General features: G+C 61.4%; 25 protein-coding genes. 18 read left to right on the top strand and 7 right to left on the bottom strand.

Features of this window, described 5'->3' with window-relative positions; translation table 11 throughout:
* Positions 1–4: 4 nt before the first annotated feature.
* From AD670_RS23400 to AD670_RS23375, 6 genes are all read left to right on the top strand, one after another.
* On the top strand, positions 5–628 hold the full coding sequence (locus tag AD670_RS23400) for a heme acquisition protein HasA (RefSeq protein ID WP_053137980.1): 624 nt from the start codon (positions 5–7) through the stop codon (positions 626–628).
* A 174-nt stretch (positions 629–802) separates the two neighbouring features.
* Positions 803–2,539: a type I secretion system permease/ATPase gene (locus tag AD670_RS23395; RefSeq protein ID WP_053137977.1), complete on the top strand. Its 1,737-nt coding sequence runs from the start codon at positions 803–805 to the stop codon at positions 2,537–2,539.
* Positions 2,536–3,855 (top strand): HlyD family type I secretion periplasmic adaptor subunit, encoded by a 1,320-nt coding sequence (locus tag AD670_RS23390; RefSeq protein WP_053137974.1) that lies wholly within the window; start codon positions 2,536–2,538, stop codon positions 3,853–3,855. Before AD670_RS23395 ends, AD670_RS23390 begins: the two co-directional genes overlap by 4 nt.
* On the top strand, positions 3,852–5,180 hold the full coding sequence (locus AD670_RS23385; protein WP_053137971.1) for a TolC family outer membrane protein: 1,329 nt from the start codon (positions 3,852–3,854) through the stop codon (positions 5,178–5,180). Before AD670_RS23390 ends, AD670_RS23385 begins: the two co-directional genes overlap by 4 nt.
* A 136-nt stretch (positions 5,181–5,316) precedes the next feature.
* The gene (locus tag AD670_RS23380; RefSeq protein WP_053137968.1) at positions 5,317–5,745 is read left to right on the top strand and encodes a hypothetical protein; all 429 of its coding nucleotides are present in this window, start codon (positions 5,317–5,319) and stop codon (positions 5,743–5,745) included.
* Positions 5,742–6,191 (top strand): DUF2442 domain-containing protein, encoded by a 450-nt coding sequence (locus AD670_RS23375; RefSeq protein ID WP_053137965.1) that lies wholly within the window; start codon positions 5,742–5,744, stop codon positions 6,189–6,191. The genes AD670_RS23380 and AD670_RS23375 overlap by 4 nt, the downstream gene beginning before the upstream one ends.
* Here the strand turns inward: AD670_RS23375 and trmA are convergent.
* The gene (trmA, locus tag AD670_RS23370) at positions 6,188–7,267 is read right to left on the bottom strand and encodes a tRNA (uridine(54)-C5)-methyltransferase TrmA (protein WP_053137962.1); all 1,080 of its coding nucleotides are present in this window, start codon (positions 7,265–7,267) and stop codon (positions 6,188–6,190) included. The genes AD670_RS23375 and trmA overlap by 4 nt on opposite strands.
* On the bottom strand, positions 7,264–8,559 hold the full coding sequence (locus AD670_RS23365) for an NCS2 family permease (RefSeq protein WP_053137959.1): 1,296 nt from the start codon (positions 8,557–8,559) through the stop codon (positions 7,264–7,266). The genes trmA and AD670_RS23365 overlap by 4 nt, the downstream gene beginning before the upstream one ends.
* A 188-nt stretch (positions 8,560–8,747) precedes the next feature.
* Between AD670_RS23365 and AD670_RS23360 the strand changes: the two genes are divergently transcribed.
* The 4 genes from AD670_RS23360 (at position 8,748) to AD670_RS23345 (ending at position 12,981) form a co-directional block, all read left to right on the top strand.
* A complete protein-coding gene (locus AD670_RS23360; protein WP_053137956.1) occupies positions 8,748–9,194 on the top strand; it encodes a DUF4879 domain-containing protein in 447 nt (148 codons plus the stop codon).
* A 96-nt stretch (positions 9,195–9,290) separates the two neighbouring features.
* A complete protein-coding gene (locus tag AD670_RS23355; protein WP_053137953.1) occupies positions 9,291–9,815 on the top strand; it encodes a (2Fe-2S)-binding protein in 525 nt (174 codons plus the stop codon).
* Positions 9,812–10,801: a xanthine dehydrogenase family protein subunit M gene (locus AD670_RS23350; protein WP_053137951.1), complete on the top strand. Its 990-nt coding sequence runs from the start codon at positions 9,812–9,814 to the stop codon at positions 10,799–10,801. Before AD670_RS23355 ends, AD670_RS23350 begins: the two co-directional genes overlap by 4 nt.
* On the top strand, positions 10,798–12,981 hold the full coding sequence (locus tag AD670_RS23345; RefSeq protein ID WP_053137948.1) for a xanthine dehydrogenase family protein molybdopterin-binding subunit: 2,184 nt from the start codon (positions 10,798–10,800) through the stop codon (positions 12,979–12,981). Before AD670_RS23350 ends, AD670_RS23345 begins: the two co-directional genes overlap by 4 nt.
* An 81-nt stretch (positions 12,982–13,062) precedes the next feature.
* Here the strand turns inward: AD670_RS23345 and AD670_RS23340 are convergent, their stop codons facing one another.
* Complete coding sequence (locus AD670_RS23340; RefSeq protein ID WP_053137944.1) at positions 13,063–14,310, bottom strand: MFS transporter; 1,248 nt, start codon at positions 14,308–14,310, stop codon at positions 13,063–13,065.
* Positions 14,311–14,628: 318 nt separating this feature from the next.
* Here AD670_RS23340 and AD670_RS23335 point away from each other — a divergent pair, with 318 nt between their 5' ends.
* From AD670_RS23335 to AD670_RS31170, 3 genes are read left to right on the top strand one after another with little or no spacing between them, the layout of a single operon-like run.
* Positions 14,629–16,068, top strand: coding sequence for a cytochrome ubiquinol oxidase subunit I (locus AD670_RS23335; protein WP_053137942.1), 1,440 nt, complete (start codon positions 14,629–14,631; stop codon positions 16,066–16,068).
* Between the two features lies 1 nt (position 16,069).
* Positions 16,070–17,077 carry a cytochrome d ubiquinol oxidase subunit II gene (gene cydB, locus AD670_RS23330; RefSeq protein WP_053137939.1) on the top strand — a complete coding sequence of 336 codons (1,008 nt, stop codon included), beginning with the start codon at positions 16,070–16,072 and terminating at the stop codon, positions 17,075–17,077.
* A 12-nt stretch (positions 17,078–17,089) separates the two neighbouring features.
* Entirely contained in the window at positions 17,090–17,257 is a 168-nt protein-coding gene (locus AD670_RS31170; protein WP_010562540.1) for a DUF2474 domain-containing protein, read from the top strand.
* Between the two features lie 65 nt (positions 17,258–17,322).
* Here the strand turns inward: AD670_RS31170 and AD670_RS23325 are convergent, their stop codons facing one another.
* Positions 17,323–18,447 carry a class I SAM-dependent methyltransferase gene (locus tag AD670_RS23325; RefSeq protein ID WP_053137936.1) on the bottom strand — a complete coding sequence of 375 codons (1,125 nt, stop codon included), beginning with the start codon at positions 18,445–18,447 and terminating at the stop codon, positions 17,323–17,325.
* Between the two features lie 164 nt (positions 18,448–18,611).
* Positions 18,612–19,322 (bottom strand): LuxR family transcriptional regulator, encoded by a 711-nt coding sequence (locus AD670_RS23320; protein WP_053137933.1) that lies wholly within the window; start codon positions 19,320–19,322, stop codon positions 18,612–18,614.
* Between the two features lie 383 nt (positions 19,323–19,705).
* Between AD670_RS23320 and AD670_RS23315 the strand changes: the two genes are divergently transcribed.
* Positions 19,706–20,482 carry a ferredoxin--NADP reductase gene (locus tag AD670_RS23315; RefSeq protein WP_053137931.1) on the top strand — a complete coding sequence of 259 codons (777 nt, stop codon included), beginning with the start codon at positions 19,706–19,708 and terminating at the stop codon, positions 20,480–20,482.
* Positions 20,483–20,526: 44 nt separating this feature from the next.
* Here the strand turns inward: AD670_RS23315 and mscL are convergent, their stop codons facing one another.
* Positions 20,527–20,943 (bottom strand): large-conductance mechanosensitive channel protein MscL, encoded by a 417-nt coding sequence (mscL, locus tag AD670_RS23310; protein ID WP_053137928.1) that lies wholly within the window; start codon positions 20,941–20,943, stop codon positions 20,527–20,529.
* A 287-nt stretch (positions 20,944–21,230) separates the two neighbouring features.
* Between mscL and katB the strand changes: the two genes are divergently transcribed.
* The 4 genes from katB to AD670_RS23290 are packed head-to-tail and all read left to right on the top strand — an operon-like array spanning position 21,231 to position 25,511.
* Positions 21,231–22,772, top strand: a complete 1,542-nt coding sequence (gene katB, locus AD670_RS23305) for a catalase KatB (RefSeq protein WP_053137925.1) — start codon at positions 21,231–21,233, stop codon at positions 22,770–22,772.
* A 54-nt stretch (positions 22,773–22,826) separates the two neighbouring features.
* Positions 22,827–23,366, top strand: coding sequence for an ankyrin repeat domain-containing protein (locus AD670_RS23300; RefSeq protein ID WP_053137922.1), 540 nt, complete (start codon positions 22,827–22,829; stop codon positions 23,364–23,366).
* Positions 23,367–23,401: 35 nt separating this feature from the next.
* Positions 23,402–24,769, top strand: coding sequence for a DNA repair protein RadA (gene radA / locus AD670_RS23295; protein ID WP_053137919.1), 1,368 nt, complete (start codon positions 23,402–23,404; stop codon positions 24,767–24,769).
* A 16-nt stretch (positions 24,770–24,785) separates the two neighbouring features.
* Positions 24,786–25,511: a hypothetical protein gene (locus AD670_RS23290; protein ID WP_053138335.1), complete on the top strand. Its 726-nt coding sequence runs from the start codon at positions 24,786–24,788 to the stop codon at positions 25,509–25,511.
* A gap of 4 nt (positions 25,512–25,515) precedes the next feature.
* Here the strand turns inward: AD670_RS23290 and AD670_RS23285 are convergent, their stop codons facing one another.
* Entirely contained in the window at positions 25,516–25,884 is a 369-nt protein-coding gene (locus AD670_RS23285; RefSeq protein ID WP_053137915.1) for a PilZ domain-containing protein, read from the bottom strand.
* Positions 25,885–26,034: the final 150 nt, after the last annotated feature.

Below are 26,034 nucleotides of genomic sequence, written 5' to 3'. Positions count from 1 at the left end.
AGTGATGACTATTTCTGTTAGCTACGATTCTGGCCTGGGTTCTTTCACTGTCGGGGAATACCTGAGCGCATGGGCCCTGGGTTTCAACACCGCCGGCCACGGCAGCAGCAATACCGGTGGTTTCAGTAACGGCTCCCTCAGCGGTGACCAGTACGCTACCCACGGCGCCAACAGCTCCGACTACGCCTTCATCGCCGACAGCGACACCAGCAATGGCCTGCACTACGTGTTCAACCCTTCGCTGCCGGCCAGCAGCAACCAGAACCACTTCCTGTGGGGCGAGTTGGATAACGTTCAACTGGGCACCGGCCTCGGCGGCGGTAGTGGCAGCGATTTCAGCCTGACCGACTTCAAGGTCGCCTTCAACGGCCTCGACCTGAGCGCCGCTTCGGATGCCGGTCGCGTCGGTAACGAAGTGCAGAGCGTGATCTACGGCCTGATGCAGGGCAACACTGCCGCCCTGGAGACCGTCCTCACTGATCTGCTGGGTTCGATCGGCGAGAGCCTCAACAGCACCTTCGACGACATTGCCGCCGCCGTCGCCAGCCACGCGACTTCCACTGCCACCGCCGACGTTGCTTTGGTGGGTGTGCAGGACGTGGCACAGGACTGGGCACTCGCCGCCTGAACCTGCTGCTGCATGAAAAAAGCGAATGGAAGATCGCTCTCCCATTCGCTGCATTACACCGCCGTCGCCCAAGCCTTCTAACTCTTCCGGCGACGGCGGTGCCGAATTCTGCGCAGCGTCGTATCGCCTGTCAACGCGGCGACGCTGCACGCTCAACCCCACGAGAATCCCCAGATGCGCCACGCCGGCAACGAAACCCTGGCCGCCCTCACGGCCTATAAAAGTGGCTTCTTCAACATCGGCCTGTTCTCGGCGGTGATCAACCTGCTGATGCTGGCCCCGGCGCTGTACATGCTGCAGGTGTACGACCGGGTGCTGGCCTCGGGCAATCAGATGACCCTGCTCATGCTGACGTTGATGATCCTCGGCCTGTTCGGCCTGATGGGCGCGTTGGAGTGGGTGCGCAGCCAGGTGGTGATCCGCCTCGGCACGCAGATGGACATGCGCCTGAACCAGCGGGTCTACGACGCCGCGTTCGAAGCGCAACTCAAGGGCGGCACCCAGTCGGCGGGCCAGGCGTTGCATGACCTGACCACCCTGCGCCAGTTCGCCACCGGCCAGGCGCTGTTCGCGTTTTTCGATGCGCCGTGGTTTCCGGTGTACCTGCTGGTGATCTTCCTGTTCCATCCCTGGCTTGGCCTGCTGGCGCTGGGCGGCGCGCTGGTATTGATGGCGTTGGCGTGGATCAACCACCACGTCAGCCAGGCGCCGATGGCCCAGGCCAGCCAACTGTCCATCCACGCCAGCCAGCAGGCCACCGCCAACCTGCGCAATGCCGACACCATTGAAGCCATGGGCATGCTCGCCACCTTGCGCGGGCGTTGGTTCAACCAGCACCAAGCGTTCCTCGCCGAGCAAAATCTGGCCAGTGAAAAGACCGCCGCTGTCACCGCCTGGTCCAAGGGCGTGCGCCTGGCGTTGCAATCGCTGGTACTGGGTCTGGGTGCGTTGCTGGCGGTGCAGGGCGATATCACGCCGGGGATGATGATTGCCGGCTCCATCCTGATGGGGCGGGTGCTGACCCCCATCGACCAACTGATCGGCGTCTGGAAGCAATGGGGCTCGGCGCGCCTGGCCTACGAGCGCTTGTCGCAGCTGCTGGCGGCCAACCCGGCGCGACCGCCGCGCATGAGCCTGCCGGTGCCCAAGGGCCAGTTGAGCGTCGAGCACATCAGCGCCTGCGCCCCCGGCAGCCGTCGGCCGGCGCTGGTGAACCTGGGGTTCAACCTGCCAGCGGGTGAAGTGCTCGGCGTGATCGGCCCGTCGGGCTGCGGCAAATCCACCCTGGCGCGGGTGCTGGTGGGCGCCTGGGCACCGCTGGCCGGCAAGGTGCGGCTGGACGGCGCCGACCTGGTCCAGTGGGACAAACAGCAACTCGGCCCGCACATCGGCTACCTGCCCCAGGACATTCAACTGTTCGCTGGCAGCATCGCTGACAACATCGCGCGGTTTGCCGAGCTGGAGGCCGACAAAGTCCTCGCCGCTGCGCAAATGGCCGGTGTGCATGAACTGATCCTGCAACTGCCCCAAGGCTATGACACGCAATTGGGGGAGGGCGGTGCGGGGTTGTCCGGTGGCCAGAAACAACGCGTGGCCCTGGCCCGTGCGCTGTACGGCCTGCCGGCGTTGATCGTGTTGGATGAGCCCAACGCCAACCTCGACGAAGTGGGCGAGCAGGCCCTGCTCCAGGCCATCACCCAGCTTAAGCAGCAGCGCCGCACGGTGATCCTGATTACCCACAAAGCCAATGTGCTGAGCCTGACCGATCAGTTGCTGATCCTCAAGGACGGCCAGTTACAGGCCTTTGGTCCTACGGCGCGGGTGTTGGAGGCGCGGCAGAAACCGGCAGCCAGCAAGCCGGTGTCGACCATGAGCATGAGTTACCGCCTCGGTGAAGGAAAACAGGCATGAGCAAACCGGTACTGGTCAGCGACCGCCCTCACACGGTGTTGGCGCTGGATGACAAAAAATATTCGCGCCTGGGCTGGTGGCTGGTGCTCGGTGGCTTTGCCGGATTTATCGGCTGGGCCGCGTTGGCACCGCTGGACAAAGGCGTGGCGGTGTCGGGCAAGGTCATGGTCTCGGGCCATCGCAAAACCGTGCAGCACCCTGCCGGCGGTATCGTCGAACGCATCGACGTGCGTGACGGTGAGGTGGTTAAGGCCGGCCAGGTGCTGTTGCGCTTGAAGGAAACCCCCTTGCGCGGGCAGATGCAGTCGCTGCGCAGTCAGTACCTCGCGTCCCTGGCCAGCGAGGCGCGCTTGAGTGCGGAAAGCGAAGGTTTGCCCGCCATCGCATTCGGCCCTGAATTGCTGAATGAACCTGAGGCGGCCAACACCCTGAATCTGCAACGGCAACTGTTCACCAGCCGTGCCCAGTCGCTGTCCACTGAGCAACAAGGCCTGCGCGAAAACATTGCCGGGGCCGAGGCGCAGTGGCGCGGCACGCGGGATTCCCAAGCGAGCAAGCTGCAGCAACGCGCGGCATTGAATGAACAACTGCAAGGCCTGCGCGAGCTGGCGCGTGATGGCTATATCCCGCGCAATCGCCTGCTCGACAGCGAGCGCCTGTACGCTCAGGTCGACGGCGCCATTGCCGAGGACTACGGGCGCATCGGCCAGTTGCAGCGCCAGGTCCTGGAGCTGCGCCTGCGCATCCGCCAGCTCGGCGAAGACTTCCAGAAAGACCTGCGCGGCCAGTTGGCCGAGACCCGCACCCGCAGCGACGACCTGCGCAACCGCCTGGCTTCGGCCGAGTTCGAACTGGCCAACAGCCTGGTGCGTGCGCCGGCTTCAGGGGTGGTGGTGGGGTTGGAGGTGTACACCGAAGGCGGGGTGATCAAGCCCGGCCAGGCGCTGATGGACATCGTGCCCCAGGGCGAGCCGTTGCTGGTGGAGGCACGGGTGCCGGTGCAAATGGTCGACAAAGTGCATCCAGGCTTGCCGGTGGAACTGCTGTTCTCGGCCTTCAACCAGGCTACCACGCCACGGGTAGCCGGTGAGGTGACGCTGGTCTCCGCCGACCGCCAGGTCGATGAGCGCACCGACGAGCCTTATTACACCGTGCGCGCCCAGGTCAGCGCGGCGGGCATGCAACAACTGGACGGCGTGCAGATCCGTCCCGGTATGCCGGTGGAAACCTTTATCAAGACCGGTGAACGTTCGATGCTCAACTACCTGTTCAAACCTTTGCTGGATCGCACCCACATGGCGCTGGTGGAAGAATGAAGGCGCTGTTTTTTACCCTGTGTTTGAGCGTTACACCGGCGGTGCATGCCTTGGGTTTGCTCGACGCCTACGATCTCGCCCTACGCAATGACCCGACTTTTCAGGCGGCGATCCAGGAGCGTGAAGCCGGCGAAGAGAACCGCGTGATCGGCCGTGCAGCGTTATTGCCGAACCTGTCCTGGAGCTATAACAACTCACGTAATGAATCCGAAGTCACCCAAAGCACCGCTGTCGGCGATGTCACCAGCGACCGTGATTACCGCAGCTACGCCTCGACCCTGACCTTGCAGCAGCCGTTGCTGGATTACGAAGCCTACGCGCGCTTTCGCCAAGGCACCGCCCAGGCGCTGATGGCCGATGAGCGTTTTCGCGGCAAGAGCCAGGAACTGGCCGTGCGCGTGCTCAGCGCCTACAGCCAGGCGCTGCTGGCGCAGGAACGCATCGAGTTGAGCCGTGCGCAGAAGCGTGCGTTTGCCGAACGCCTGCAACTCAATGATCGTCTGCTCAAAGGCGGCGAAGGCACGCGCACCGATGTCTTGGAAACCCAAGCGCGATTGAGCCTGGCCCAGGCAGAGGAAATCGAATCGCTGGACGCTCAGGACAGCGCCTTGCGCGAGCTGGAAGCGATTGTCGGCCAGCCGTTGCAGATCGAAGAGTTGGCCCCCCTGACCCGTCAATTCGACATCCCGCCGCTGGAGCCCAATCGCTTCGAAACCTGGCGTGAACTGGCCATGGCCAACAACCCCGAACTCAAGTCCCAGCACCACGCGCTGGACGTGGCGTCCTACGAAGTGGAGCGCAAACGCGCCGGGCACATGCCCAAGGTCAGCCTGTACGCCAGCAGCCGCCAGACCAGCTCCGATTCGGAAAGCAGCTACAACCAGAAGTACGACACCAACAGCGTCGGCCTCCAGGTCAGCCTGCCCTTGTTTGCCGGTGGATCGGTGTCGGCCTCCACGCGCCAGGCGGCCAAGCAACTGTCCCAGGCCCAGTACGAGCTGGACGCACACACCTCGGCGACGTTGGTGGAACTGCGCAAGCAATTCAACCTCAACACCAGCGGCGCGGCGAAAGTGCGCGCCTACGAAATGGCCGTCAGCTCCGCCACCGCGCTGGTCACCGCGACCAAAAAGAGCGTCAGCGGTGGTGAACGGGTCAACCTCGATGTACTGGACGCCGAGCAACAACTGTTCACGGCCCGCCGTGACCTGGCGAATGCGCGGCACGCGTATCTGCTGGCCAGGATTCAGTTGAAGTATTACGCGGGGTTGCTGAGTGAGCAGGACTTGCGGGCGTTGGCGGGGTATTTCCAGCCTTCGGCATGAGTGGTTACAACCCGGCATTCGCCGGGTTTTTTGTCGTTACTAATCTGTGAAACAGCTTCGAGACGATGGAGCCGGTTGTCGGGTGGCAGGAGGGAAATTGTTACCTGGCGGAAAATAACCTAACGGATGGGTTACGATGAAAGTAGGTGCCTACAAGGGATATGTCATCTCGGTGTTTATCAGGGGCGAGCATTGCCCGCCTCATGTGCATGTCAGGGGGAATGCATGGGATGCGCGTTTTCGTTTCAGCTTTCTGAATGGGCAAGTGGAGTTGTGGGATGTGAATCCAGAAAGACGCCGCCCACCAGAGTCGGTCCTCAAAGAACTTCGCCAGACCCTGATGCAGCCGCATTACTTGGCACGGGCACGAAGGATCTGGTGGGAGAAACTGCAAACGGTTTGTCTGGAAAACCATTCTTGGGACTGGGATGCCGACGAACTGGTGCCGGGTTTAGTCATTCGGCGTGGTGTCTATGTGATCGCCAATGCTCGGCACGATGCAGTGGGGCAGCTGACTATTTTGAATCTGGTGAGGGCGCCAGGTTACGTGGAGATTGAGCTATGAAAAAAATCGTAAAAGCCAAAGTCGTGCCCTATGTACCGCTTACTGACGCCGATATTGACAAGGCAATAGCCCGTGGTCGCAAATTGAAGCGTTTGTATGCCAACGCCAGTTCTGTGCGTTATGAAAACGACTGCATCTCCATCGGCTTCAGCGACGGCAGCCGCGTCATGTTGCCGGTGGCCGGCCTGCCGGAGTTCGAAGGGTTTTCAGAGGAAGATTTCCAGCAGTTGGAAGTCAGTTTCGGTGGCAAGGCCATTAGCTGTGAGGCTCAGGATTTGGATGTTTCGATCACTGGCCTGATCGCCACAAGCCAGCCGCTGATGGACCTGGCCACGAGCCTGGTAGCGTCACGCAACGGTCGCAAAAGCAGCGCCGCCAAATCCGCTGCCGCCCGCGCCAATGGCAAGAAGGGCGGCCGGCCACGCAAGGAGCCTGAGGACGTTTAACGGCGGGTCAATAACACCCCGGATTCCATATGGTGCGTCCACGGGAACTGGTCAAACATCGCACACTGGGTAATGCGGTGGGTGTCATGCAGTTGCGCAATATTCGCTGCCAGCGTCTCCGGGTTGCAGGAGATGTACAGGATGTTGTCGAAGCGCCGGGTCAGTTCGCAGGTGTCCGGGTCCATGCCGGCGCGGGGCGGGTCGACGAACACGCTACCGAATTCGTAGCTTTTGAGGTCGATGCCGTGCAGGCGGCGGAACGGGCGCACTTCATTCAGTGCTTCGGTGAGTTCTTCGGCGGAGAGGCGCACCAGGGTGACGTTATCCACCGCGTTTTCATCGAGGTTGCTCAGGGCCGCATTCACCGAGGTCTTGCTGATCTCGGTGGCCAGCACTTTACGCACACGGGTGGCCAGCGGCAGGGTGAAGTTGCCGTTGCCGCAATACAGCTCCAGCAAGTCATCCGGGCGATCGCCCAAGGCTTCGTATGCCCAGTTGAGCATCTTCTGGTTCACCGTGCCGTTGGGCTGGGTGAACGCGCCTTCGGGTTGGCGGTAGCTGAAGGTGCGGCCGCCCACATCGAGTTTTTCCACCACGTAGTCGTGGCCGATCACATCACGCTTGCCCTTGGAGCGGCCGATGATGCTGACATTCAAATCAGCCGCCAGCTTATTCGCCGCGGTGTGCCAGTGCTCGTCCAGCGGGCGGTGATAACACAGGGTGATCATCGCGTCGCCGGCCAGGGTGGTGAGGAACTCCACTTGGAACAGCTTGTGGCTCAGGGCGGCGCTGGCTTGCCAGGCGGCCTTGAGCTGCGGCATCAACTGGTTGATGCGCTGGCTGGCGATGGGGAATTCTTCGATCAGGATCGGCGTGCGCTTGTCGTCCTGGGAAAACATCGCGTAGTGGCGCTCACCGCCTTCGCGCCACAAGCGGAACTCCGCCCGCAGGCGGAAGTTCTGCAGAGGCGACTCAAAGACCTGCGGCTCGGGTGCGTCGAACGGTGCCAGCAGGTCACGCAAGCGCGTGACCTTGTCTTGCAGTTGAACGGTGTAGCGTACGGCATCAAAAGTCATGCGTTGAACCAGCCCAGCTTGATCACGAACAGAATCGACAGAATCACCAGTGCCGGGTTGAGCTCACGGTAGCGGCCCGAAAGCAGCTTGATGGCGGTCCAGGCGATGAAACCGAAGGCAATGCCGTTGGCGATGGAGTATGTGAAGGGCATCGCCAGGGCGGTGATCACCACTGGCGCTGCAACGGTAATGTCATCCCAGTCGATTTCGGCCAGGCCTGAGGTCATCAATACAGCGACGAACAGCAGCGCCGGCGCGGTAGCAAAGGCCGGTACGCTGGCGGCCAGTGGCGAGAAGAACAACGCCAGCAGGAACAGGATCGCCACCACGATGGCGGTCAAGCCGGTACGGCCACCGGCGCTCACGCCCGCAGCGGATTCGATGTAACTGGTGGTGGTCGATGTACCCAGCAGCGAACCGGCCATGGCGGCGGTACTGTCGGCGATCAGCGCCCGACCCATTTTCGGCATGTGGCCGTCCTTGCCCATCAGCCCGGCGCGCTTGGCCACGCCGATCAGGGTGCCGGAGTTGTCGAACAGGTCAACGAACAGGAAGGCGAAGATCACGCTGACCAGGCCGATGTCCAGCGCGCCCTTGATATCCAGTTGCAGGAAGGTCGGGGCCAGGGACGGCGGCATCGACATCACGCCACCAAACGCGGTCACACCCAACAGGATGGAGACGATGGTCACCGCCAGGATGCCGATCAGCACTGCACCGCGCACGGCCAGGGCTTCCAGCGCAACGATCAGCATGAAGCCCAGGATAGCCAGGATAGGCGCCGGTTTGGTCAGGTCGCCCATGCCCACCAGGGTGTTCGGGTTACCGACCACGATCCCGGCGTTGTGCAGGGCAATCAAGGCCAGGAACAGGCCGATACCGGCGGCAATCGCCGAACGCAGGGGCAGGGGGATGCTGTTGATGATCCACTCACGGATTCGGAAGATCGACAGCAGGAAGAACAGCACCGCCGAAATGAACACCGCCCCCAGCGCAACCTGCCAGGTGTGGCCCATGTGCAACACCACGGTGTAGGTGAAGAAGGCGTTGAGGCCCATGCCCGGTGCCAGCGCGATCGGGTAGTTGGCGATCAGGCCCATCACGGTCGAACCGATGGCCGCCGCCAGGCAGGTCGCGACAAATACCGCACCCTTGTCCATGCCCGTCTCGCCGAGGATGCTCGGATTCACGAACAGGATGTAGGCCATGGCCAGGAATGTCGTGATGCCCGCGAGGATCTCGGTGCGCACGTTGGTGTTGTGTGCCTTGAGTTGAAACAGCTTTTCCAGCATGCCTGCTCCCTGTGACGCTATGTTGCGTCGTTATTTGTTGACCTCTAAGTCAAAGCACAAACTGCGCCAAGCGCCTGTGGTTCCAGAGAGGATCGGAAAAAGCGGCGCATCATACCAGCAGCCGAGGCTGTGTGGCGCATGGCCTTGAGGCATACTGCGGCGACGTTCAATAGCGGGTCATCGACAGCATGAAAAAAGCCAACGCGTGGAGTCTAGCCCTGATCCCTTGTCTCGGCCTGTGGTGGGGCGCGGCACCGGTGTGGGGCGCGACTGCACCGCCCTTGAGCGAGGTGCGCGTGTTCAAGGTCGAATCGGCGCGCTGCACGGAAACCATCCCGGAACGCGCGCAAAGCACCCAGATGTGTACGCACCGTGGGCCCACCAAAGTGTCGGTGATGGAAGTTGGCCTGGGCAACAACCCGATGGGCCGTTTCAACGGCGCCGAACTCAACGGGCAACGGACGCCCGTCTGCCAGGTCGGCAACATCAGCCAGGCCTGCAACGGCGCTGGCACCCTGATGGGCTACATCTATGTGTTTGACCTGAATGTCGAAGCCCAAGGCTGGTTCGAATACAGCAACTCCTCGATCAATGGCCCGCAGAACACCCTGAAGACCCTGCTCAATATCCGCTGATCAATCATCTTGAACGCTCAAAAAACCGGGAAGTCGTACCCCTGAGACGGCGACTTTCCTGAACGCCGCGGATGTACACCAACCCGTGAGGTGTTTATGAGCGCGACCCCCAATGGCGCGGCGGCCCAACCGTTCGTCGCCCACTCCATACGCTTGACCCTCAATGGTCAGCACCGCCAACTCGACGTATTGCCCTGGACCACGTTGCTGGACCTGCTGCGCGAGCAACTCGACCTGGTCGGCAGCAAAAAAGGTTGCGACCACGGCCAATGCGGCGCGTGCACGGTATTGCGCGACGGCAAACGCGTAAACGCCTGCCTGACCCTGGCGGTGATGTGCGACGGCGCCGAATTGACCACGATCGAAGGCCTGGCCGATGGCGACCAACTGCACCCAATGCAGCAAGCCTTTATCAAGCACGACGCCTTCCAGTGCGGTTACTGCACGCCCGGCCAGATTTGCTCCGCCGTCGGCCTGGCCAATGAAGGCCGCGCCCACGACACCGCGCAGATCCAGGAGCTGATGAGCGGCAACCTGTGCCGCTGCGGTGCCTACAGCAATATCCGCGATGCCATCGAAGAGGCCTTGCCAGCGTGCCGCGCCCAGGGAGGCGAGCAATGAATCCCTTCCAGTACAGCAAGCCGGCGGATATCCACGAAGCCGTGCACCTGAGCAGCGCCGTGTCGCGTTTTATTGCCGGCGGCACCAACCTGCTGGACTTGATGAAAGAAAACATCAGCCGCCCCGAACACCTGATCGATATCACCGGCCTGCCGCTGAATGAGGTTGAAGAAACCGCCGAGGGCGGCCTGCGGATCGGCGCGCTGGTGAGCAATGCCGACCTGGCCTGGCACCCGCTGATCGAACAGCGTTACCCGCTGCTGTCCCAGGCGATCCTTGCCGGTGCTTCGCCGCAACTGCGCAATATGGCGAGTACCGGCGGCAACCTGTTGCAGCGCACCCGTTGCTACTACTTCTATGACGCCACGGTGCCGTGCAACAAGCGTGAGCCCGGCAGCGGTTGCCCGGCGCGCACCGGGTTGAACCGTATCCATGCGATCCTCGGCGCCAGTGAACAGTGCGTTGCCACTCACCCTTCGGACATGTGCGTGGCCCTGGCAGCGCTGGAGGCGCGGGTGCATGTCGAAGGCCGAGGCGGCGCGCGGATTATCGAGTTTGCCGACTTCCATCGCTTGCCCGGTGATGCGCCGCAACGCGACAACCAATTGGCCGACGATGAGTTGATCACCGCCATCGAATTGCCCGCCGACCATCTGGCCCGCCACAGCCACTACCTGAAAATCCGTGACCGCGCGTCTTATGCGTTTGCGTTGGTGTCTGTCGCCGCTGCTCTCGAATTGGAGGGCGACCGAATCGTCGACGCGCGCCTGGCCCTTGGCGGCGTGGCCCATAAACCCTGGCGTGACCGTGCGGTGGAAGCTTCGCTGATCGGCCAGGTGGTCAGCCGCGAAACCTTCAGCAACGCCGCCGACGCCCTGCTGCAAGACGCCGAGCCGCTGGAACACAACGGCTTCAAGATCAAGCTGGCGCGCCGCGCAATTATCCGCGCCCTGAGCGACGCCGCCGTCGCAGGAGATCGCCCATGACCGCTATTGGCAAACCCCTGGACCGTGTCGACGGTCTGCTCAAGGTCACCGGCCAGGCGCGTTATGCCGGTGAGTTTCCTGAGGCCGGCCTGCTCCACGGCAGTGTGGTATCCAGCACCATCGCCAAGGGCCGCGTGCTGGCTATCGACGCGGCCAGGGCACTGGCCCTGCCCGGCGTGGTGGCGGTTATCCATCACCTCAACCGGCCGAAAATCGCCAGTTACGACGATGCCTTCCAAGATGACGATGCGGCGGACGGCTCTCCGTTTCGCCCGCTGTATAACGACCGTGTGCTCTACAGCGGCCAGCCTCTGGCCCTGGTGATCGCCGACAACCTGGAACTGGCGCGGCATGCCGGCTCGCTGGTAGAGATCGAATACGCGCGCGAAGACTTCGAGACTGATCTGCTCGCCCAACAGGAACAGGCCTATGCTTCACCGCAGACGCCGCCCGCGCCGCGCGGCAACTTCCAGGCCGAATGGGCCGCCGCTGCCGTCAGCCTCGACCTGCACTACAGCACCCCCATCGAACACCACAACCCCATGGAACCCCACGCCAGCACCGTGCTGTATCAGCCGGACGGCACCCTGCATATCCACGACAAGACCCAGGGCCCGCAGAACTGCCAGGCCTATGTACAAAAAGTGTTCGGCCTGGATAAAAGCCAGGTGCGGATTTTTGCTGCATTCGTCGGGGGTGCCTTTGGCTCGGGTTTGCGTCCGCAGTATCAATTGCCCCTGGCGGTGATGGCGTCCCTGGCGCTCAAGCGCTCGGTGCGCGTCACCCTGACCCGCCAGCAGATGTTCACCTTCGGCTACCGCCCGCGCACCTTGCAGCGTTTGCAGATGGGCGCCGCTGCCAATGGTCGTCTGCTGGCGCTGGGGCATACGGCGATTGGCCAGACCTCACGCTTCGAAGATTTCAGCGAGCACGTGGTGGAGTGGAGCGGCATGCTTTACCACTGCGACAACGTGCAACTGACCTACAAGCTGGTGCCGCTGGATGTGTTCACGCCCTTGGATATGCGCGCGCCCGGCGCCGCGTTGGGGGTGATCGGCCTGGAGTGCGCCATGGACGAGTTGGCGTGCGCCTTGGGGATGGACCCGGTGCAACTGCGGCTGATCAACTACGCCGAGCGCAACCAGAATGAAGACAAGCCCTGGTCGAGCAAGGCCTTGCGCGAGTGTTACAGCGAAGGTGCCGAGCGCTTCGGCTGGAGCCAGCGCAACCCGGAACCGCGCAGCATGCGCGACGGCTGCCAGTTGATCGGCTGGGGCATGGCCGGTGGCGTGTGGGAGGCCATGCAGATGAAGGCCAGCGCCAAGGCGCGCATCGACGCCGAGGGCAAACTGACCGTCAGCAGCGCCACCACGGACATCGGCACCGGCACCTACACGGTGATGACCCAGATCGCGGCGCAGGCCAGTGGTGTGGCGGTGGAAGACGTGGTGTTTCTGCTCGGTGATTCCTCACTGCCTACCGCACCGCTGCAAGGCGGTTCGTTCACCGTGTCGTCCGTCGGTACCGCCGTGCAGCAAGCCTGCGAAGCGTTGAGCGCCAAGCTGCTGACCATCGCCCGGCAGACTTACCCGGTGTTCAAGGATGCCGAGTCCGTACGCTTTGAAGACGGCCAACTGCACACCGGCGACGTGAGTGTGTCGTTGGCACAACTGGTCAAGGACAGTGGCGAAGAGGCCTTGGACGTCCAGGTCGACAGCGAACCGGACAAGAAGCGCGAAGGTTACGCCACCGCCACCCATTCAGCGGTGTTCGTCGAAGTACGGGTGGATGAGGACTTGGGCACGATCAAGGTCAGCCGCGTGGTCAGCGCGATTGCGGCCGGGCGGGTGGTCAACCCGAAGATGGCGCGCAGCCAGATCCTCGGCGGGGTGGTGTGGGGCATCGGCATGGCCCTGCATGAAGAGACCCAGGTCGACCATCAGTTGGGACGCTACATGAACCACAGCCTGGCCGAGTACCACATTCCGGTTAATGCCGATATCGGCGACATAGACGTGGTGTTTGTCGAAGAACACGACGAGATCGTCAACGCCCTGGGCTCAAAAGGCGTGGGTGAGATTGGCATTGTCGGGGTGGCGGCGGCGGTGGCGAATGCGATTTACCATGCCACCGGCAAGCGGGTGCGGGAGTTTCCGATCACCCTGGACAAGGTGCTCTGACGCCATTCTTTCAAGCCCCTGGAGATCTAGGTGTGGGAGGGGGCAAGCCCTCTCCCACATTGACCTTATTGCCACATTGGATCATGCAGCGGGCTTGATGCTTTCCTCTACCGGCACATGCATACGATCCCGATTCGCCAGGGTCGGGAACAGTTTGATCCACACCCCGGTCACCACCAGCGTACCGATCCCGCCCATGACCACGGCGGGCACGGTGCCGAACCAATGGGCGGTGATACCGGACTCGAACTCGCCCAGTTGGTTGGATGCGCCGATAAACAGGCCGTTGACCGCACTCACCCGGCCGCGCATTTCATCCGGCGTTTCCAGCTGCACAAAAGACGCGCGGATCACCATGCTGATCATGTCCGCCGCGCCCAGCACCACCAGCACTGCCAGGGAAAACCAGAACGAGGTGGACAGGCCGAAGGCGATGGTCGCCACGCCGAATACGCCAACAGCGGTGAACATCACCCGGCCAACCTTGCGGTCCACCGCAAAGCGCGCCAGCCACAGTGACATCAACAAGGCGCCCACTGCCGGTGCCGAGCGCAACAGGCCCAGACCCCAGGCACCGGTCAGCAGGATGTCCTTGGCGAACACCGGCAGCAACGCGGTGGCTCCGCCCAGCAGCACGGCGAACAGGTCGAGGGAAATCGCCCCGAGGATGTCCGGGCGGCTGCGGATAAAACGAATCCCGGCCAGCAGCGAATCGAGGGTGGCCTTGCCTTTATTGAGCGGAGTCTGGCGCGCGGGCAGGTTGAGGGTCAGCACACAGGCGATGAGGTACAGCACCACCGTGGGCCCATACACCCAGACGCTGCCGAAGGCGTAAAGCAAACCACCGAGCGCCGGGGCGACAATGGTCGCCAGTTGCTGGGCCGACTGCGACGAGGCCACCGCACGCGGAAACAGCGCGCTGGGCACGATGCTCGGCAGCAGGGCCTGGGTGGTGGGCATTTCAAACGAGCGTGCGGCGCCGAGCAGGAAGGCGAGGATAAAGATCATCTCGCGGGTCACGTTGCCAGTCAGGCCGCCGATGGCCAGGGAGAGGGCAATCAATGCCTGCACGGTCTGGCAGATGGCCGCGACTTTGCGGCGCTCATAGCGGTCGGCCACATGCCCGGTGTGCAGCATGAACAGCACGCGCGGCACGAATTCCACCAGGCCGACCAACCCCAGGTCCAGCACGTTGCCGGTGAGTTGGTAGAGGTTCCAGCCGATGGCCACGGTGAGCATCTGAAAGCCGCTGGCGGTAAAGATACGTGCCAGCCAGAACGCGATGAAAGGGCGGTGATGACGTAACAGCAACGCGGGTTCACTAGGCATCGGGAATTCTGGTCAAGGCCGGAGGAGGGGCCGAGATTATCATCAAGTTGTAACGGATGGTTGCAAGAACTGCGCTGAGGCAGTCTGTCACGCGGCAAAAGACCACACGGACCAACCGCGAAAATGGGACTACTCTTTTGACTGTGATTGATCCAGATCAAAGTCATTTCAAAATTTGTTCTGGCGGCCGCAAGGCCAGATTCCCTACGTGGCTGGTTAAAAAAAGAAACGAATTGAAATTCGCCAGACTCCATATCCGTGGGGGCAGTGGGTGCAGGCTCCCGCCAGCAGCCGGTATTACCTGACAGAGGAAGACTTATGTTCGGTTTGGAGGCGCTAGATCTCGCCCGAATTCAGTTCGCGTTCACCATCTCATTCCACATCCTGTTCCCGGCGATCACCATCGGCCTGGCCAGTTACCTCGCAGTGCTGGAAGGCTTGTGGCTCAAGACCCATAACGACACCTACCGTGACCTCTACCATTTCTGGTCGAAGATCTTTGCCGTCAACTTCGGCATGGGCGTGGTCTCCGGTTTGGTCATGGCCTACCAGTTCGGCACCAACTGGAGCCGCTTCTCGGACTTCGCCGGCGCCGTCACCGGGCCGCTTCTTACGTACGAAGTGCTCACGGCCTTCTTCCTCGAAGCCGGTTTCCTCGGTGTGATGCTGTTCGGCTGGAACAAGGTGGGGCGCAAGCTGCACTTCTTCTCCACGGTGATGGTGGCCGTCGGTACGTTGATCTCGACCTTCTGGATCCTGGCGTCCAACAGCTGGATGCAGACGCCGCAAGGCTTTGAAATCATCGACGGCCGCGTGATTCCTACCGATTGGCTGGCGGTGATCTTCAACCCATCGTTCCCTTACCGCCTGATGCACATGGCGACGGCAGCCTTTGTGGCCACGGCGTTCTTTGTCGGTTCCTCGGCGGCCTGGCACCTGCTGCGCGGCAAGGACAACCCGGCGATCCGCAAGATGTTGTCGATGGCGATGTGGATGGCCCTGATCGTGGCGCCTATCCAGGCCGTGATCGGTGACTTCCATGGCCTCAACACCCTCAAGCACCAGCCGGCAAAAATCGCCGCCATCGAAGGCCATTGGGAAAACAAAGGCAATGAGCCAACCCCGCTGATCCTGTTTGGCTGGCCGGACATGAAGGCCGAAAAAACCAAGTATGCGGTGGAGATTCCGTACCTGGGCAGCCTGATCCTGACCCACTCCCTGGACAAACAGGTGCCGGCGCTCAAGGAATTCCCGCCGCAAGACCGCCCGAATTCGACCATCGTGTTCTGGTCGTTCCGGGTCATGGTCGGCCTGGGCTTCCTGATGATCTTCACCGGTCTGTTCAGCCTCTGGCTGCGCCGGGGCGACAAGATGTACACGTCCAAACCGTTCCTGTACCTGGCGCTGTGGATGGGGCCGTCTGGCCTGATCGCGATTCTCGCCGGTTGGTTCACCACCGAAATTGGCCGCCAGCCGTGGGTGGTCTACGGGTTGATGCGCACGTCGGATGCTTCTTCCGGGCATAGCCTGGCGCAGATGACGATCACCCTGGTGTTGTTCGTGGTGGTGTACTTCGCCCTGTTCGGCGCGGGTCTGGGCTACATGATGCGCCTGGTGCGCAAAGGTCCTGTGACTCACGAAGGTACGGAACCGACCCACGGTGGTCCCGGCCAGAAACGCACACCGGCCCGTCCGTTGTCCGCCGCCGATGATGGCAGCGATGACGACCACACCCACATCCAGCACAAGGGGAATTGAGATGGGTATTGATCTTCCGTTGATCTGGGCCGTGATCATCATCTTCGGGATCATGATGTACGTGGTCATGGACGGCTTCGACCTGGGCATCGGCATCCTCTTCCCGTTTATCCCGGGCAAGACCGACCGTGACGTGATGATGAACACCGTGGCCCCGGTCTGGGACGGTAACGAAACCTGGCTGGTACTCGGCGGCGCGGCGTTGTTCGGCGCGTTCCCGCTGGCCTATTCGGTGGTGTTGTCGGCGCTGTACCTGCCGCTGATCCTGATGCTGATCGGCCTGATCTTTCGTGGCGTGGCCTTCGAGTTCCGCTTCAAGGCCAAGGACCACAAGCGTCACCTGTGGGACAAGGCATTCATCGGCGGTTCGCTGGCGGCCACGTTCTTCCAGGGGGTAGCGCTGGGCGCGTTTATCGATGGGATTCCGGTGGTCAATCGCCAGTTTGCCGGCGGCTCGCTGGACTGGCTCACGCCGTTCACGATGTTCTGCGGCGTGGCGCTGATCGTGGCCTATGCCTTGCTCGGCTGCACCTGGCTGATCATGAAAACCGAAGGCCCGTTGCAGGAGAAGATGCACAACCTGGCGCGGCCGTTGGCCTTCGTGGTGCTGGCGGTGATTGGTATCGTGAGTCTCTGGACTCCGCTGTCGCACCCGGAAATCGCTTCGCGCTGGTTCACCCTGCCGAACCTGTTCTGGTTCCTGCCGGTGCCGATCCTGGTGCTGGTGACCATGTACGGGCTGATCCGCGCCGTGGCGCGTAATGCCCACTACACGCCGTTCCTGCTGACGCTGGTGCTGATCTTCCTCGGCTACAGCGGCCTGGGGATCAGCCTGTGGCCGAACATCATCCCGCCATCCGTGTCGATCTGGGATGCCGCTGCGCCGCCGCAGAGCCAAGGCTTCATGCTGGTGGGCACCTTGTTCATCATCCCGTTCATCCTGGGCTACACCTTCTGGAGCTACTACGTGTTCCGCGGCAAGGTCACCCACGAAGACGGCTATCACTAGGAGGGTCGTTGCATGTCCGGCAAACCTACGTTGCACGAGATCGAACAGGCCGAGAAACAGCCGTTGTGGCGGCGCCTGGGGTGGCTGGCGATGATCTGGACCGGCAGTGTGCTGGCCCTGTTCGTCGTGGCCAGCCTGATGCGCATGTTCATGAATGCGGCCGGCCTGACCACTCACTGACATCCCGATCCGGGCTTCGCGCCCGGTTTTCAGCCCTGCTCTTCTTTTGGAAGGGCAGGGCTTTTTTATTTGCGTGCTTTGAGAATCACGAACTTGGGAGTGGCAGCGACCTGCTCTACGCCACGGAACAAGCGCGCCAACTTGCTGTGATAACCCAGGTGACGGTTGCCGACGATATACAGGGCGCCGCCCACCACCAGGGCTTCCCGGGCCTGCTGGAACATGCGCCAGGCAAGGAAGTCGCCCACCACCTGTTGTTGATGGAACGGTGGGTTGCACAACACCACGTCCAGGGAGTCGGCTTCCTGGCCGGCCAGGCCGTCATCCGCGCGTACGCTGACGGCGCGCTCACCGAGGGCGGCTTGCCAGTTCTCCAGCGCCGATTGCACGGCCATGTAGGACTCGTCCACCAAGGTGTACTGGGCGTCGGGGTTTTGCAGGGCGCTGGCGATCGCCAGTACCCCGTTGCCGCAACCCAGGTCCGCCACGCGGGCACTGCCCAGGTTTTTGGGCAGGTGCGGCAGGAAGGCGCGGGTGCCGATATCGAGGCTTTCGCGGCAGAACACATTGGCATGGTTGAGCAGTTCAATCGCCGGCGCGTCCAGGGTGTAGCGCGTCGGGTAGGGCGAGACAGCGGCCGGACGGTCGGCCTGGGTGGCAATCAGCAAACGGGCTTTCTTGACTGCCAGGGAGGCGTGCATTGGCCCGATATAGCGCTCCAGCAACTCGCCGGCCGCCCGGGGCAAATGCTTGACCATCGCTGCGGCGATCACTTCGGCACCTGGCGCCAGTTGGCCTTGCAGGCGAATCAACTGCTCTTCCAGCAGTGCCAGAGTCTTGGGTACGCGGATCAGCACGCGGTCGAACGGCCCACGGGGCAACTGGCTGGCGGGGATGAACGGCACTGCGTCAAAGGCCTTGTCGTTGCGCACCAGGTTTTTCTCAAGGCCAAGGGCGGCGAGAAACGAGTCACCGCTGGAGGTCACTTGCACCTGGCCTTCAAGGCTGGCCGCCAGCGCCCCGAAACTGTCGTTGAGCACCAGCACGCGGGTCGTGGCGGTCGGTCGCTGTTCGGCCAGATAGCTGAGCAGGTATTCGTCGGCGGCGTCGAAGGCCTGCAGCGGATCGTTATGTTGCTCTGGCTGGCGGATCAGATCGAGCTGGGCGAAGGGGCTGTCGAGCAGGGGCATGGCGGGGGAGGCTCTGGGTAATCGATGGGTGTTCGGCAGGGGGGCTGCGGAACGGCCTGAGTGAACTTCGAGGCGCCGTTTCAAGGGGGCTGCTTCAACACTCAGGACTGGCCGTAAATGTTACTTTTTTTCCAGAGGGATTACATGCGGTGTTTCAACGAGGCTTAAAACAACCCCGCTTTCGAGGCGCAGAGCACTGCGGCGATCTTGTTGTTGACCCCCAGCTTTTTGAAGCAACTGCAGATATGAAACCCCACCGTACGTTCGGACAGGCAGAGGATGGTGGCGATGTCCGCCGCAGTCTTGCCCATGGCTGACCACTTGAGGATTTCCGTTTCGCGCGGGGTCAATTTGCTCGCAGGGTCAAGGCTAGGCTGGCCGGCATACGTCTGAACCACGACTGCATGCATTGCGTGGCACAACCACAGGACGCTCCCGGCCTTTTCGTACAACTCTTGTGGGCTGACCTCACCCTTGCCGCGGCTCAGGGTCAGCATGCTGAACACGCCCTGGAAGTCATGCACCGCTTGGGTCCAGCCCAAGTGCACGCCGTATGTTTGGGCCAGCTCCCACAGATTAGGGGCAGCGCCGAAGGCTTTTTCCTCCCAGACAATCGGCAGTACGCTACGTTTGCTGTGATTAACCACGGGATCCACGTCGAAGAAGTGCGCCTTTTGGTACAGCGTGTTCCATTCGTTTGGATAGTTGTTGAAGTTGACAGGTTTCGTATGATTGTTGGGTCGTTGGGAACTCATCGTAAATGAACAGAATTGGAAGCCAAGCTCATAGGTGTGGTTGATGACCATTTCGAAAGCACTGGTGATTTCGTTCTCGCCTTCCAGTTTGGGCAACCTTGTATTGCGCCAGTTAACCATTCGGTAACTCTCCGTGAGGTTCTTTTTTATATGGGATACGTCCTCGACTCCCAAAACTGCACGGAATTGAGTGTAGGACACGAGCTACAGATGAAGAGGAGATTTTTGCTCTTGTACGGCGGGGTTTAAGAATTTTTTCTACGAAGCCATCAGTTGACGTCGACACGATTTCGTTGGTTTTTCACGGTTTTTTAAAGAGTTGAATCTTGTGTAAAGCCTCACTTACAGCGAAGTTAGAACCCCCGTAGAGCGCCTAATAGCCAATTGATTAGTGCGCGTATCGACAGGTCACTGTCGGGGCCCAGGCGATGCCACTACAAACCAGCGGTGTTTCCGCAGGTAACTTTGGGGGACACTAGTGCACCTGTTGAACGGAGTCCCCCATGACGGCCAGTGCTGAGAAATTTACCCGCCAGACCTTGCTCGATGTGCAATCGCTGACCCCAAGCCTGTTTACGTTGCGAACCACCCGCGACCCGGGGTTCCGGTTTACGGCTGGGCAGTTCGTGCGCCTGGGGGTCACCAAGGCGGATGGCAGCACGGTGTGGCGCGCCTATTCCGTGGTGTCCTCGCCATTTGATGAACACCTGGACTTCTTCTCGATTGTTGTCCCTGGCGGCGAATTCACCAGTGAACTCAGCCGACTGCGGGTGGGCGATACCTTGATGGTGGAGCGCCAGGCTACCGGGTTCCTGACCCTGAACCGTTTCGTCGATGGCCGCGACTTATGGATGTTAGGCACTGGCACCGGGGTGGCACCGTTTTTGTCGATTCTGCAGGACTTCGAAGTCTGGGAGAAATTCGAACGCATCATCCTGGTGTACAGCGCGCGGGAGTCCAAAGAGTTGGCCTATCAGTCGCTGATCAAGGAACTGGGCGAGCGCGAGTACCTCGCCGAATACGCGCATAAACTCACGTACATCCCCACCGTTACGCGTGAACAGCATCCGGGGGCGCTGAATGGGCGCATTACCACGCTGATTGAAAACGGTGAGCTGGAGCGCACCGCTGGCGTGGCGTTGAGCCCCGAGCATTCCCGAGTACTGATTTGCGGTAACCCACAGATGGTCGATGACACGCGCCAGTTGCTCAAGCAGCGCGACATGCAACTGAGCCTGAGCCGCCGGCTAGGGCAGGTGGCGGTGGAAAACTACTGGTAATAAAAAGGCGCCCCTGAAGGCGCCTTTTTAACGACCTGAGCGGCTTAAAGCGGCTTGTCGTTCTGTGCCTTGAGCAGGTCGCGAATCTCACCCAGCAGCACTTCTTCCTTGCTTGGTGTCGGTGGCAGGCTAGGTGCCACGGCTTCTTCGCGCTTGAGGCGGTTGATGGCCTTGACGCCCATGAAGATCGCAAACGCGACGATCACAAAGTCGATCACGCTCTGGATGAACTTGCCGTACGCCAGGACGACGGCGGGCACGTCGCCTTGTGCCGCCTTGAGCGTTATCGCCAGGTCACCAAAGTCCACGCCACCGATCAACAGACCAATGGGCGGCATCACCACATCGCCTACGAACGAGGAAACAATTTTGCCGAAGGCGGCGCCGATGATAATACCGACGGCCATGTCGACGACATTACCTTTGACCGCGAAGGCCTTGAACTCACTGATCACGCCCATAGGTTATTCCTTGTTACAGATGAGAAGGGTGCCGCTTAGTGTAAATCAGTCGCAGAGGGCTTGCCCGACACAACTGCTAACACTGTCAGCTTTTATCGACACATCAAATCGCAAATAGTTTGCAAAGTGCCACTAATCGCGCGCGAAATACGCGCTGTTTCAGTGGCTTACCACATTATTTTCTCAATCGACCTGGTGGTCTTTTTCTATTTATCTTCTGACTCGAGGGTCACTAGCCTCTGGCAAGCACAACTGAATGTGCACTAAAAAAACCAGAGGAAACCTTGATGAAGAATCCAATCAATCGCGGCCCGCTATTGGCGCGTCATGTGCTGGTAGTGGCGACCGCCAGCCTGCTTTCCCTCTCCGTGCAAGCCGCCAACCTGACCCGCGATAACGGCGCTGCCGTCGGCGACAACCAGAACTCGCAAACCGCGGGTGCCAATGGTCCGGTGCTGTTGCAGGACGTGCAACTGATCCAGAAGCTGCAGCGCTTCGACCGTGAGCGCATCCCTGAGCGCGTGGTGCATGCCCGTGGCACCGGCGCCCATGGCACCTTTACCGTCACCGACAACCTCAGCGACCTGACCAAGGCCAAGGTCTTTGCGGCAGGCGAAGCCACCCCGGTGTTCGTGCGCTTCTCGGCCGTGGTGCACGGCAACCATTCCCCGGAAACGTTGCGTGACCCGCGCGGTTTCGCCACCAAGTTCTACACCGCTGACGGTAACTGGGACCTGGTGGGGAATAACTTCCCGACGTTCTTTATCCGCGATGCCATCAAGTTCCCGGACATGGTCCACGCCTTCAAGCCGGACCCGCGCACCAACCTGGACGATGACTCCCGTCGCTTCGACTTCTTCTCTCATGTTCCCGAGGCCACTCGCACACTTACCGAGTTGTATTCCGACTCTGGCACCCCGGCCAGTTACCGGGAAATGGACGGCAATGGCGTACATGCCTACAAATTGATCAACGCCAAGGGCGAAGTGCATTACGTCAAGTTCCACTGGAAGAGCCTGCAAGGCATCAAGAACCTCGACCCCAAGCAAGTCACCGAAGTGCAGGGGCGTGACTACAGCCATATGACCAACGACTTGGTCACCCATATCAACAAGGGCGATTTCCCCAAGTGGGACCTGTATGTGCAGGTACTCAAGCCAGAAGACTTGGCCAAGTTTGATTTCGACCCGCTGGACGCCACCAAGATCTGGCCGAATGTGCCCGAGCGCAAAGTCGGGCAGATGGTGCTGAACCGCAACCCGGCGAATGTCTTCCAGGAAACCGAGCAAGTGGCCATGGCCCCGGCCAACCTGGTACCGGGTATCGAGCCGTCGGAAGACCGCCTGCTGCAAGGCCGGGTGTTCTCGTATGCCGACACGCAGATGTATCGCCTGGGCGCCAATGCCCTGCAATTGCCGATCAACGCCCCACGGGTGACCGTCAACAACGGGAACCAGGACGGCGCGCTGAACTTCGGCAAGACCACCAGCGGCGTGAACTACCAGCCAAGCCGCCTGGAAAACCGTGAAGAGCCGCAAACCGCGCGCTACAGCCAGACGGCACTGTCGGGCAGCACCCAGCAGGCGAAGATCCAGCGTGAGCAGAACTTCAAACAAGCGGGTGACCTGTATCGCTCCTACAGCCCGAAAGAGCGTCAGGACTTGATCGACAACTTCGGCGGCTCCCTGGCCACGACCGATGACGAGAGCAAGCACATCATCCTGTCGTTCCTCTACAAGGCTGATCCGGAATACGGCACCGGCGTGGCCAAGGTCGCCAAGGGTGATCTGGCGCGCGTGAAGGCGCTGGCCGAAAAACTCACTGACTGATGTTGGTTTTGGTCGACGCCCATGCGGGCGTCGACCTCTGGCAGGAGAGAACCCATGCGTATTTCTATCGGCTTACTGATGGCCATGCTGGCCTTTGTCGCCCATGCCGAGTCGCCCGACCCGGTCGCCCTCAAGGCGCAGCTCCAGGATTATTACTTCGACGCCGCCCGCCGTGGCGACCTCGACATGCTCAACACCTTTATCGACTCCGGTTTCTCCCTCAACACCCAGGACGATAAGGGTTACACCGCGCTGATCCTCGCTGCTTACCATGGCGAAAGCGCTTACGTGGAGCGATTGCTCGCCGCCGGTGCCGACGCCTGCGTGCAGGACAAGCGCGGCAACACCGCGTTGATGGGCGCGATCTTCAAGGGTGAACTGAAAATCGCCCAGCGCCTGCTGGCCACCGACTGCAACCCCGACCAGCGTAACGGTGCCGGTCAGACGGCAGCCATGTATGCCGGGCTGTTCAAGCGCATCGAGTTGCTCGACGAACTCAAGGCCAAGGGCGCCGATCTCAACGCCGAAGACCCGGTCGGCAATAGTGCTTCACGATTGGCCAGCGGTGAAATCCGGACCCCGGCGTCGCGCTGAGCTATCATCGCGGTTTTTCGGTTGGAGGTTCTCAAATGGCAAAGGCCAAGCGCATGTACGGCTGCACGGAGTGCGGCGCGACCTTTCCCAAGTGGGCCGGCCAATGCACCGAGTGTGGTGCGTGGAATACCCTGACTGAAACCATGATCGAAAGCGGCGGCGCCGCTGCCCCTACCGGGCGTGCCGGTTGGACCGGGCAGCAGGCGCAGATCAAGACCCTGGCCGAAGTCAGCGTTGAAGAGATCCCGCGTTTCTCGACGGCTTCCGGCGAGCTGGATCGGGTTCTGGGTGGCGGCCTGGTGGACGGTTCGGTGGTGTTGATTGGCGGCGACCCCGGCATCGGCAAATCGACGATTCTGCTGCAAACCCTGTGCAGCATCGCCAGCCGCATGCCGGCGCTGTACGTCACCGGCGAAGAATCCCAGCAACAGGTGGCCATGCGCGCGCGCCGCCTCGGCTTGCCCCAGGACCAACTGCGGGTCATGACCGAAACCTGCATCGAAAGCATCATCGCCACGGCCCGGATCGAAAAACCCAAGGTCATGGTGATCGACTCGATCCAGACGATTTTCACCGAGCAATTGCAGTCGGCGCCGGGCGGTGTGTCTCAGGTGCGCGAAAGTGCGGCGTTGCTGGTGCGCTACGCCAAGCAGAGCGGCACGGCGATCTTCCTGGTCGGCCACGTCACCAAAGAGGGCGCGCTGGCCGGGCCACGGGTGTTGGAGCATATGGTCGACACCGTGCTGTATTTCGAAGGCGAGTCCGATGGTCGTTTGCGCTTGCTGAGGGCGGTGAAGAACCGCTTCGGCGCGGTGAACGAACTGGGTGTGTTCGCCATGACTGACCGAGGGCTGAAAGAAGTCTCCAACCCATCGGCGATTTTCCTGACCCGTGCCCAGGAAGAAGTCCCAGGCAGTGTGGTCATGGCGACGTGGGAAGGCACCCGGCCGATGCTGGTGGAAGTCCAGGCGCTGGTGGATGACAGCCATTTGGCCAACCCGCGCCGCGTCACGCTTGGCCTGGATCAGAACCGCCTGGCGATGCTGCTGGCGGTGCTGCACCGTCACGGCGGCATCCCGACCCACGACCAGGACGTGTTCCTCAACGTGGTCGGCGGGGTCAAGGTGCTGGAAACCGCGTCCGACCTGGCGTTGATGGCGGCGGTGATGTCCAGCCTGCGTAACCGGCCATTGCCCCACGACCTGCTGGTGTTCGGTGAGGTGGGGCTGTCGGGCGAAGTGCGCCCGGTGCCCAGCGGCCAGGAACGCTTGAAGGAAGCGGCCAAGCATGGCTTCAAGCGCGCGATCGTGCCCAAGGGCAATGCGCCGAAGGAAATGCCGCCAGGATTGCAGGTAATTGGAGTCACGCGCCTGGAACAGGCGTTGGATGCACTTTTCGAATAACTCAGGGATGGACGCCATGCAACGATCGAATCGCTGGGGTGTAGTCGCCCTGTTTATCGCCTTGGCCGGCTTGCCCGCCATGGCCTGGGCTGAGCTGCCAACGGGCTATCGCCTGGCGCAAACGCTGGTGACGCCAGATGGCAGTGTGCTGCAGGTGCTCGAAGACCAGCGCATCAGCCCCCAACTGCACAAGGACAGTTGGGGCAGTGGGCTGGATGAAGACTCGTTCGACGAGCCCGACGATTTGGTCGACAACCCGCTGCTCGAAGCCCAGGTGCGCTGGGTGTCGGCCTCTGGCGAGGTGATAGCTCACGAAGACCTCGGCTACCCGTTGGCCGAGGTCAAGAACGCCCCACTCAAAGGGCTGCCCGAACCTGTGTATTTTTTGACCATCGACCAGACCGCTCCCATGGGCAGCTACAGCGGGCCTGCCACGCAGCTGTTGCTGCCTGGCAAGCAGCAACTCAAACCGTTGAGTTACCAGGGGGCCGACGGCAAAGTCCAGGCGCTGACCCTGGCTCACACCGGCAAGGCTGCGTGGATGATCGCAACGCCAGCCAGTGGCGGCGCGGATGAACTGCTGCAGGTGTCGTCATTTATGGACGGCGACGGCGAGGACGACTTTGCCACCCGTTATCAGACTTATCGGTTTGTCGACGGGCAGTGGCACAGCGCCTCAAGTCAGAAGAAGGGCTACTGGGACACGGAAAGCGAATTTCCCGCACGTACCGCGTTCCCCTGAGCCATCACACTTCCAGCAACGCCGCCAGCTCCCGATCCAGTTCTTCCTGATCGCCTAGGTTCAGCTCGATCAGCCGCCGCAAGTGGCTGATCGAGTCCAGGTCGATGTATTGGCATACGAAACCCAACTGGCCAGGATCCTCGTGGGTCAGCTTCACCTGCATCTTTATATGGGCCTTTGGATCCAGACGAATATCGACGTCAAAGGGCAGCGCCTTATTTCCCTTCCACTCTTCAGGCCGTTGCGCCAACAGGCCCTTGAGCGACAAATCCACCAATTGCACTGGCCATTCGTTGCCGTTTTGCCGAAGTTCGGTCTTGGCATCAAAGGCGATCCGGCGAAAACGGCGACGATCAGACGCTTGCTCGGTCATGGTGAAACCCTCTGTGGATAACAGGATTGTAGCCCTGCGCCATCATTGGGCGATTTTTTCTGCTTTTTTTGCCCCTGCAAGGCTCTAGACCAACGTAGGGGGGTGGCCTTTAGGGCCAGTAGCGCTAAACTCCGGATGGCTGTCCTTTCT

The organism is Pseudomonas sp. MIACH, assembly GCF_001269925.1.
Classification (GTDB): Bacteria; Pseudomonadota; Gammaproteobacteria; order Pseudomonadales; family Pseudomonadaceae; genus Aquipseudomonas.
Note: the sequence above shows the minus strand (reverse complement) of the source record. Positions and strands in the feature narration are given on the sequence as shown.

Excerpts from the sequence above, each read along its gene's own strand:
- AD670_RS23320 (WP_053137933.1), bottom strand. The coding sequence starts at position 19,322 with ATGGTTAACTGGCGCAATACAAGGTTGCCCAAACTGGAAGGCGAGAAC.
- AD670_RS23285 (WP_053137915.1), bottom strand. The coding sequence starts at position 25,884 with ATGACCGAGCAAGCGTCTGATCGTCGCCGTTTTCGCCGGATCGCCTTT.
- AD670_RS23365 (WP_053137959.1), bottom strand. The coding sequence starts at position 8,559 with ATGCTGGAAAAGCTGTTTCAACTCAAGGCACACAACACCAACGTGCGC.
- AD670_RS23340 (WP_053137944.1), bottom strand. The coding sequence starts at position 14,310 with ATGCCTAGTGAACCCGCGTTGCTGTTACGTCATCACCGCCCTTTCATC.
- cydB (WP_053137939.1), top strand. The coding sequence starts at position 16,070 with ATGGGTATTGATCTTCCGTTGATCTGGGCCGTGATCATCATCTTCGGG.
- AD670_RS23395 (WP_053137977.1), top strand. The coding sequence starts at position 803 with ATGCGCCACGCCGGCAACGAAACCCTGGCCGCCCTCACGGCCTATAAA.
- trmA (WP_053137962.1), bottom strand. The coding sequence starts at position 7,267 with ATGACTTTTGATGCCGTACGCTACACCGTTCAACTGCAAGACAAGGTC.
- AD670_RS23375 (WP_053137965.1), top strand. The coding sequence starts at position 5,742 with ATGAAAAAAATCGTAAAAGCCAAAGTCGTGCCCTATGTACCGCTTACT.
- AD670_RS23380 (WP_053137968.1), top strand. The coding sequence starts at position 5,317 with ATGAAAGTAGGTGCCTACAAGGGATATGTCATCTCGGTGTTTATCAGG.
- AD670_RS23390 (WP_053137974.1), top strand. The coding sequence starts at position 2,536 with ATGAGCAAACCGGTACTGGTCAGCGACCGCCCTCACACGGTGTTGGCG.
- mscL (WP_053137928.1), bottom strand. The coding sequence starts at position 20,943 with ATGGGCGTGATCAGTGAGTTCAAGGCCTTCGCGGTCAAAGGTAATGTC.
- AD670_RS23300 (WP_053137922.1), top strand. The coding sequence starts at position 22,827 with ATGCGTATTTCTATCGGCTTACTGATGGCCATGCTGGCCTTTGTCGCC.
- AD670_RS23355 (WP_053137953.1), top strand. The coding sequence starts at position 9,291 with ATGAGCGCGACCCCCAATGGCGCGGCGGCCCAACCGTTCGTCGCCCAC.
- AD670_RS23350 (WP_053137951.1), top strand. The coding sequence starts at position 9,812 with ATGAATCCCTTCCAGTACAGCAAGCCGGCGGATATCCACGAAGCCGTG.
- AD670_RS23315 (WP_053137931.1), top strand. The coding sequence starts at position 19,706 with ATGACGGCCAGTGCTGAGAAATTTACCCGCCAGACCTTGCTCGATGTG.
- AD670_RS23325 (WP_053137936.1), bottom strand. The coding sequence starts at position 18,447 with ATGCCCCTGCTCGACAGCCCCTTCGCCCAGCTCGATCTGATCCGCCAG.
- AD670_RS31170 (WP_010562540.1), top strand. The coding sequence starts at position 17,090 with ATGTCCGGCAAACCTACGTTGCACGAGATCGAACAGGCCGAGAAACAG.
- radA (WP_053137919.1), top strand. The coding sequence starts at position 23,402 with ATGGCAAAGGCCAAGCGCATGTACGGCTGCACGGAGTGCGGCGCGACC.
- AD670_RS23345 (WP_053137948.1), top strand. The coding sequence starts at position 10,798 with ATGACCGCTATTGGCAAACCCCTGGACCGTGTCGACGGTCTGCTCAAG.
- AD670_RS23290 (WP_053138335.1), top strand. The coding sequence starts at position 24,786 with ATGCAACGATCGAATCGCTGGGGTGTAGTCGCCCTGTTTATCGCCTTG.
- AD670_RS23400 (WP_053137980.1), top strand. The coding sequence starts at position 5 with ATGACTATTTCTGTTAGCTACGATTCTGGCCTGGGTTCTTTCACTGTC.
- AD670_RS23385 (WP_053137971.1), top strand. The coding sequence starts at position 3,852 with ATGAAGGCGCTGTTTTTTACCCTGTGTTTGAGCGTTACACCGGCGGTG.
- AD670_RS23335 (WP_053137942.1), top strand. The coding sequence starts at position 14,629 with ATGTTCGGTTTGGAGGCGCTAGATCTCGCCCGAATTCAGTTCGCGTTC.
- AD670_RS23360 (WP_053137956.1), top strand. The coding sequence starts at position 8,748 with ATGAAAAAAGCCAACGCGTGGAGTCTAGCCCTGATCCCTTGTCTCGGC.
- katB (WP_053137925.1), top strand. The coding sequence starts at position 21,231 with ATGAAGAATCCAATCAATCGCGGCCCGCTATTGGCGCGTCATGTGCTG.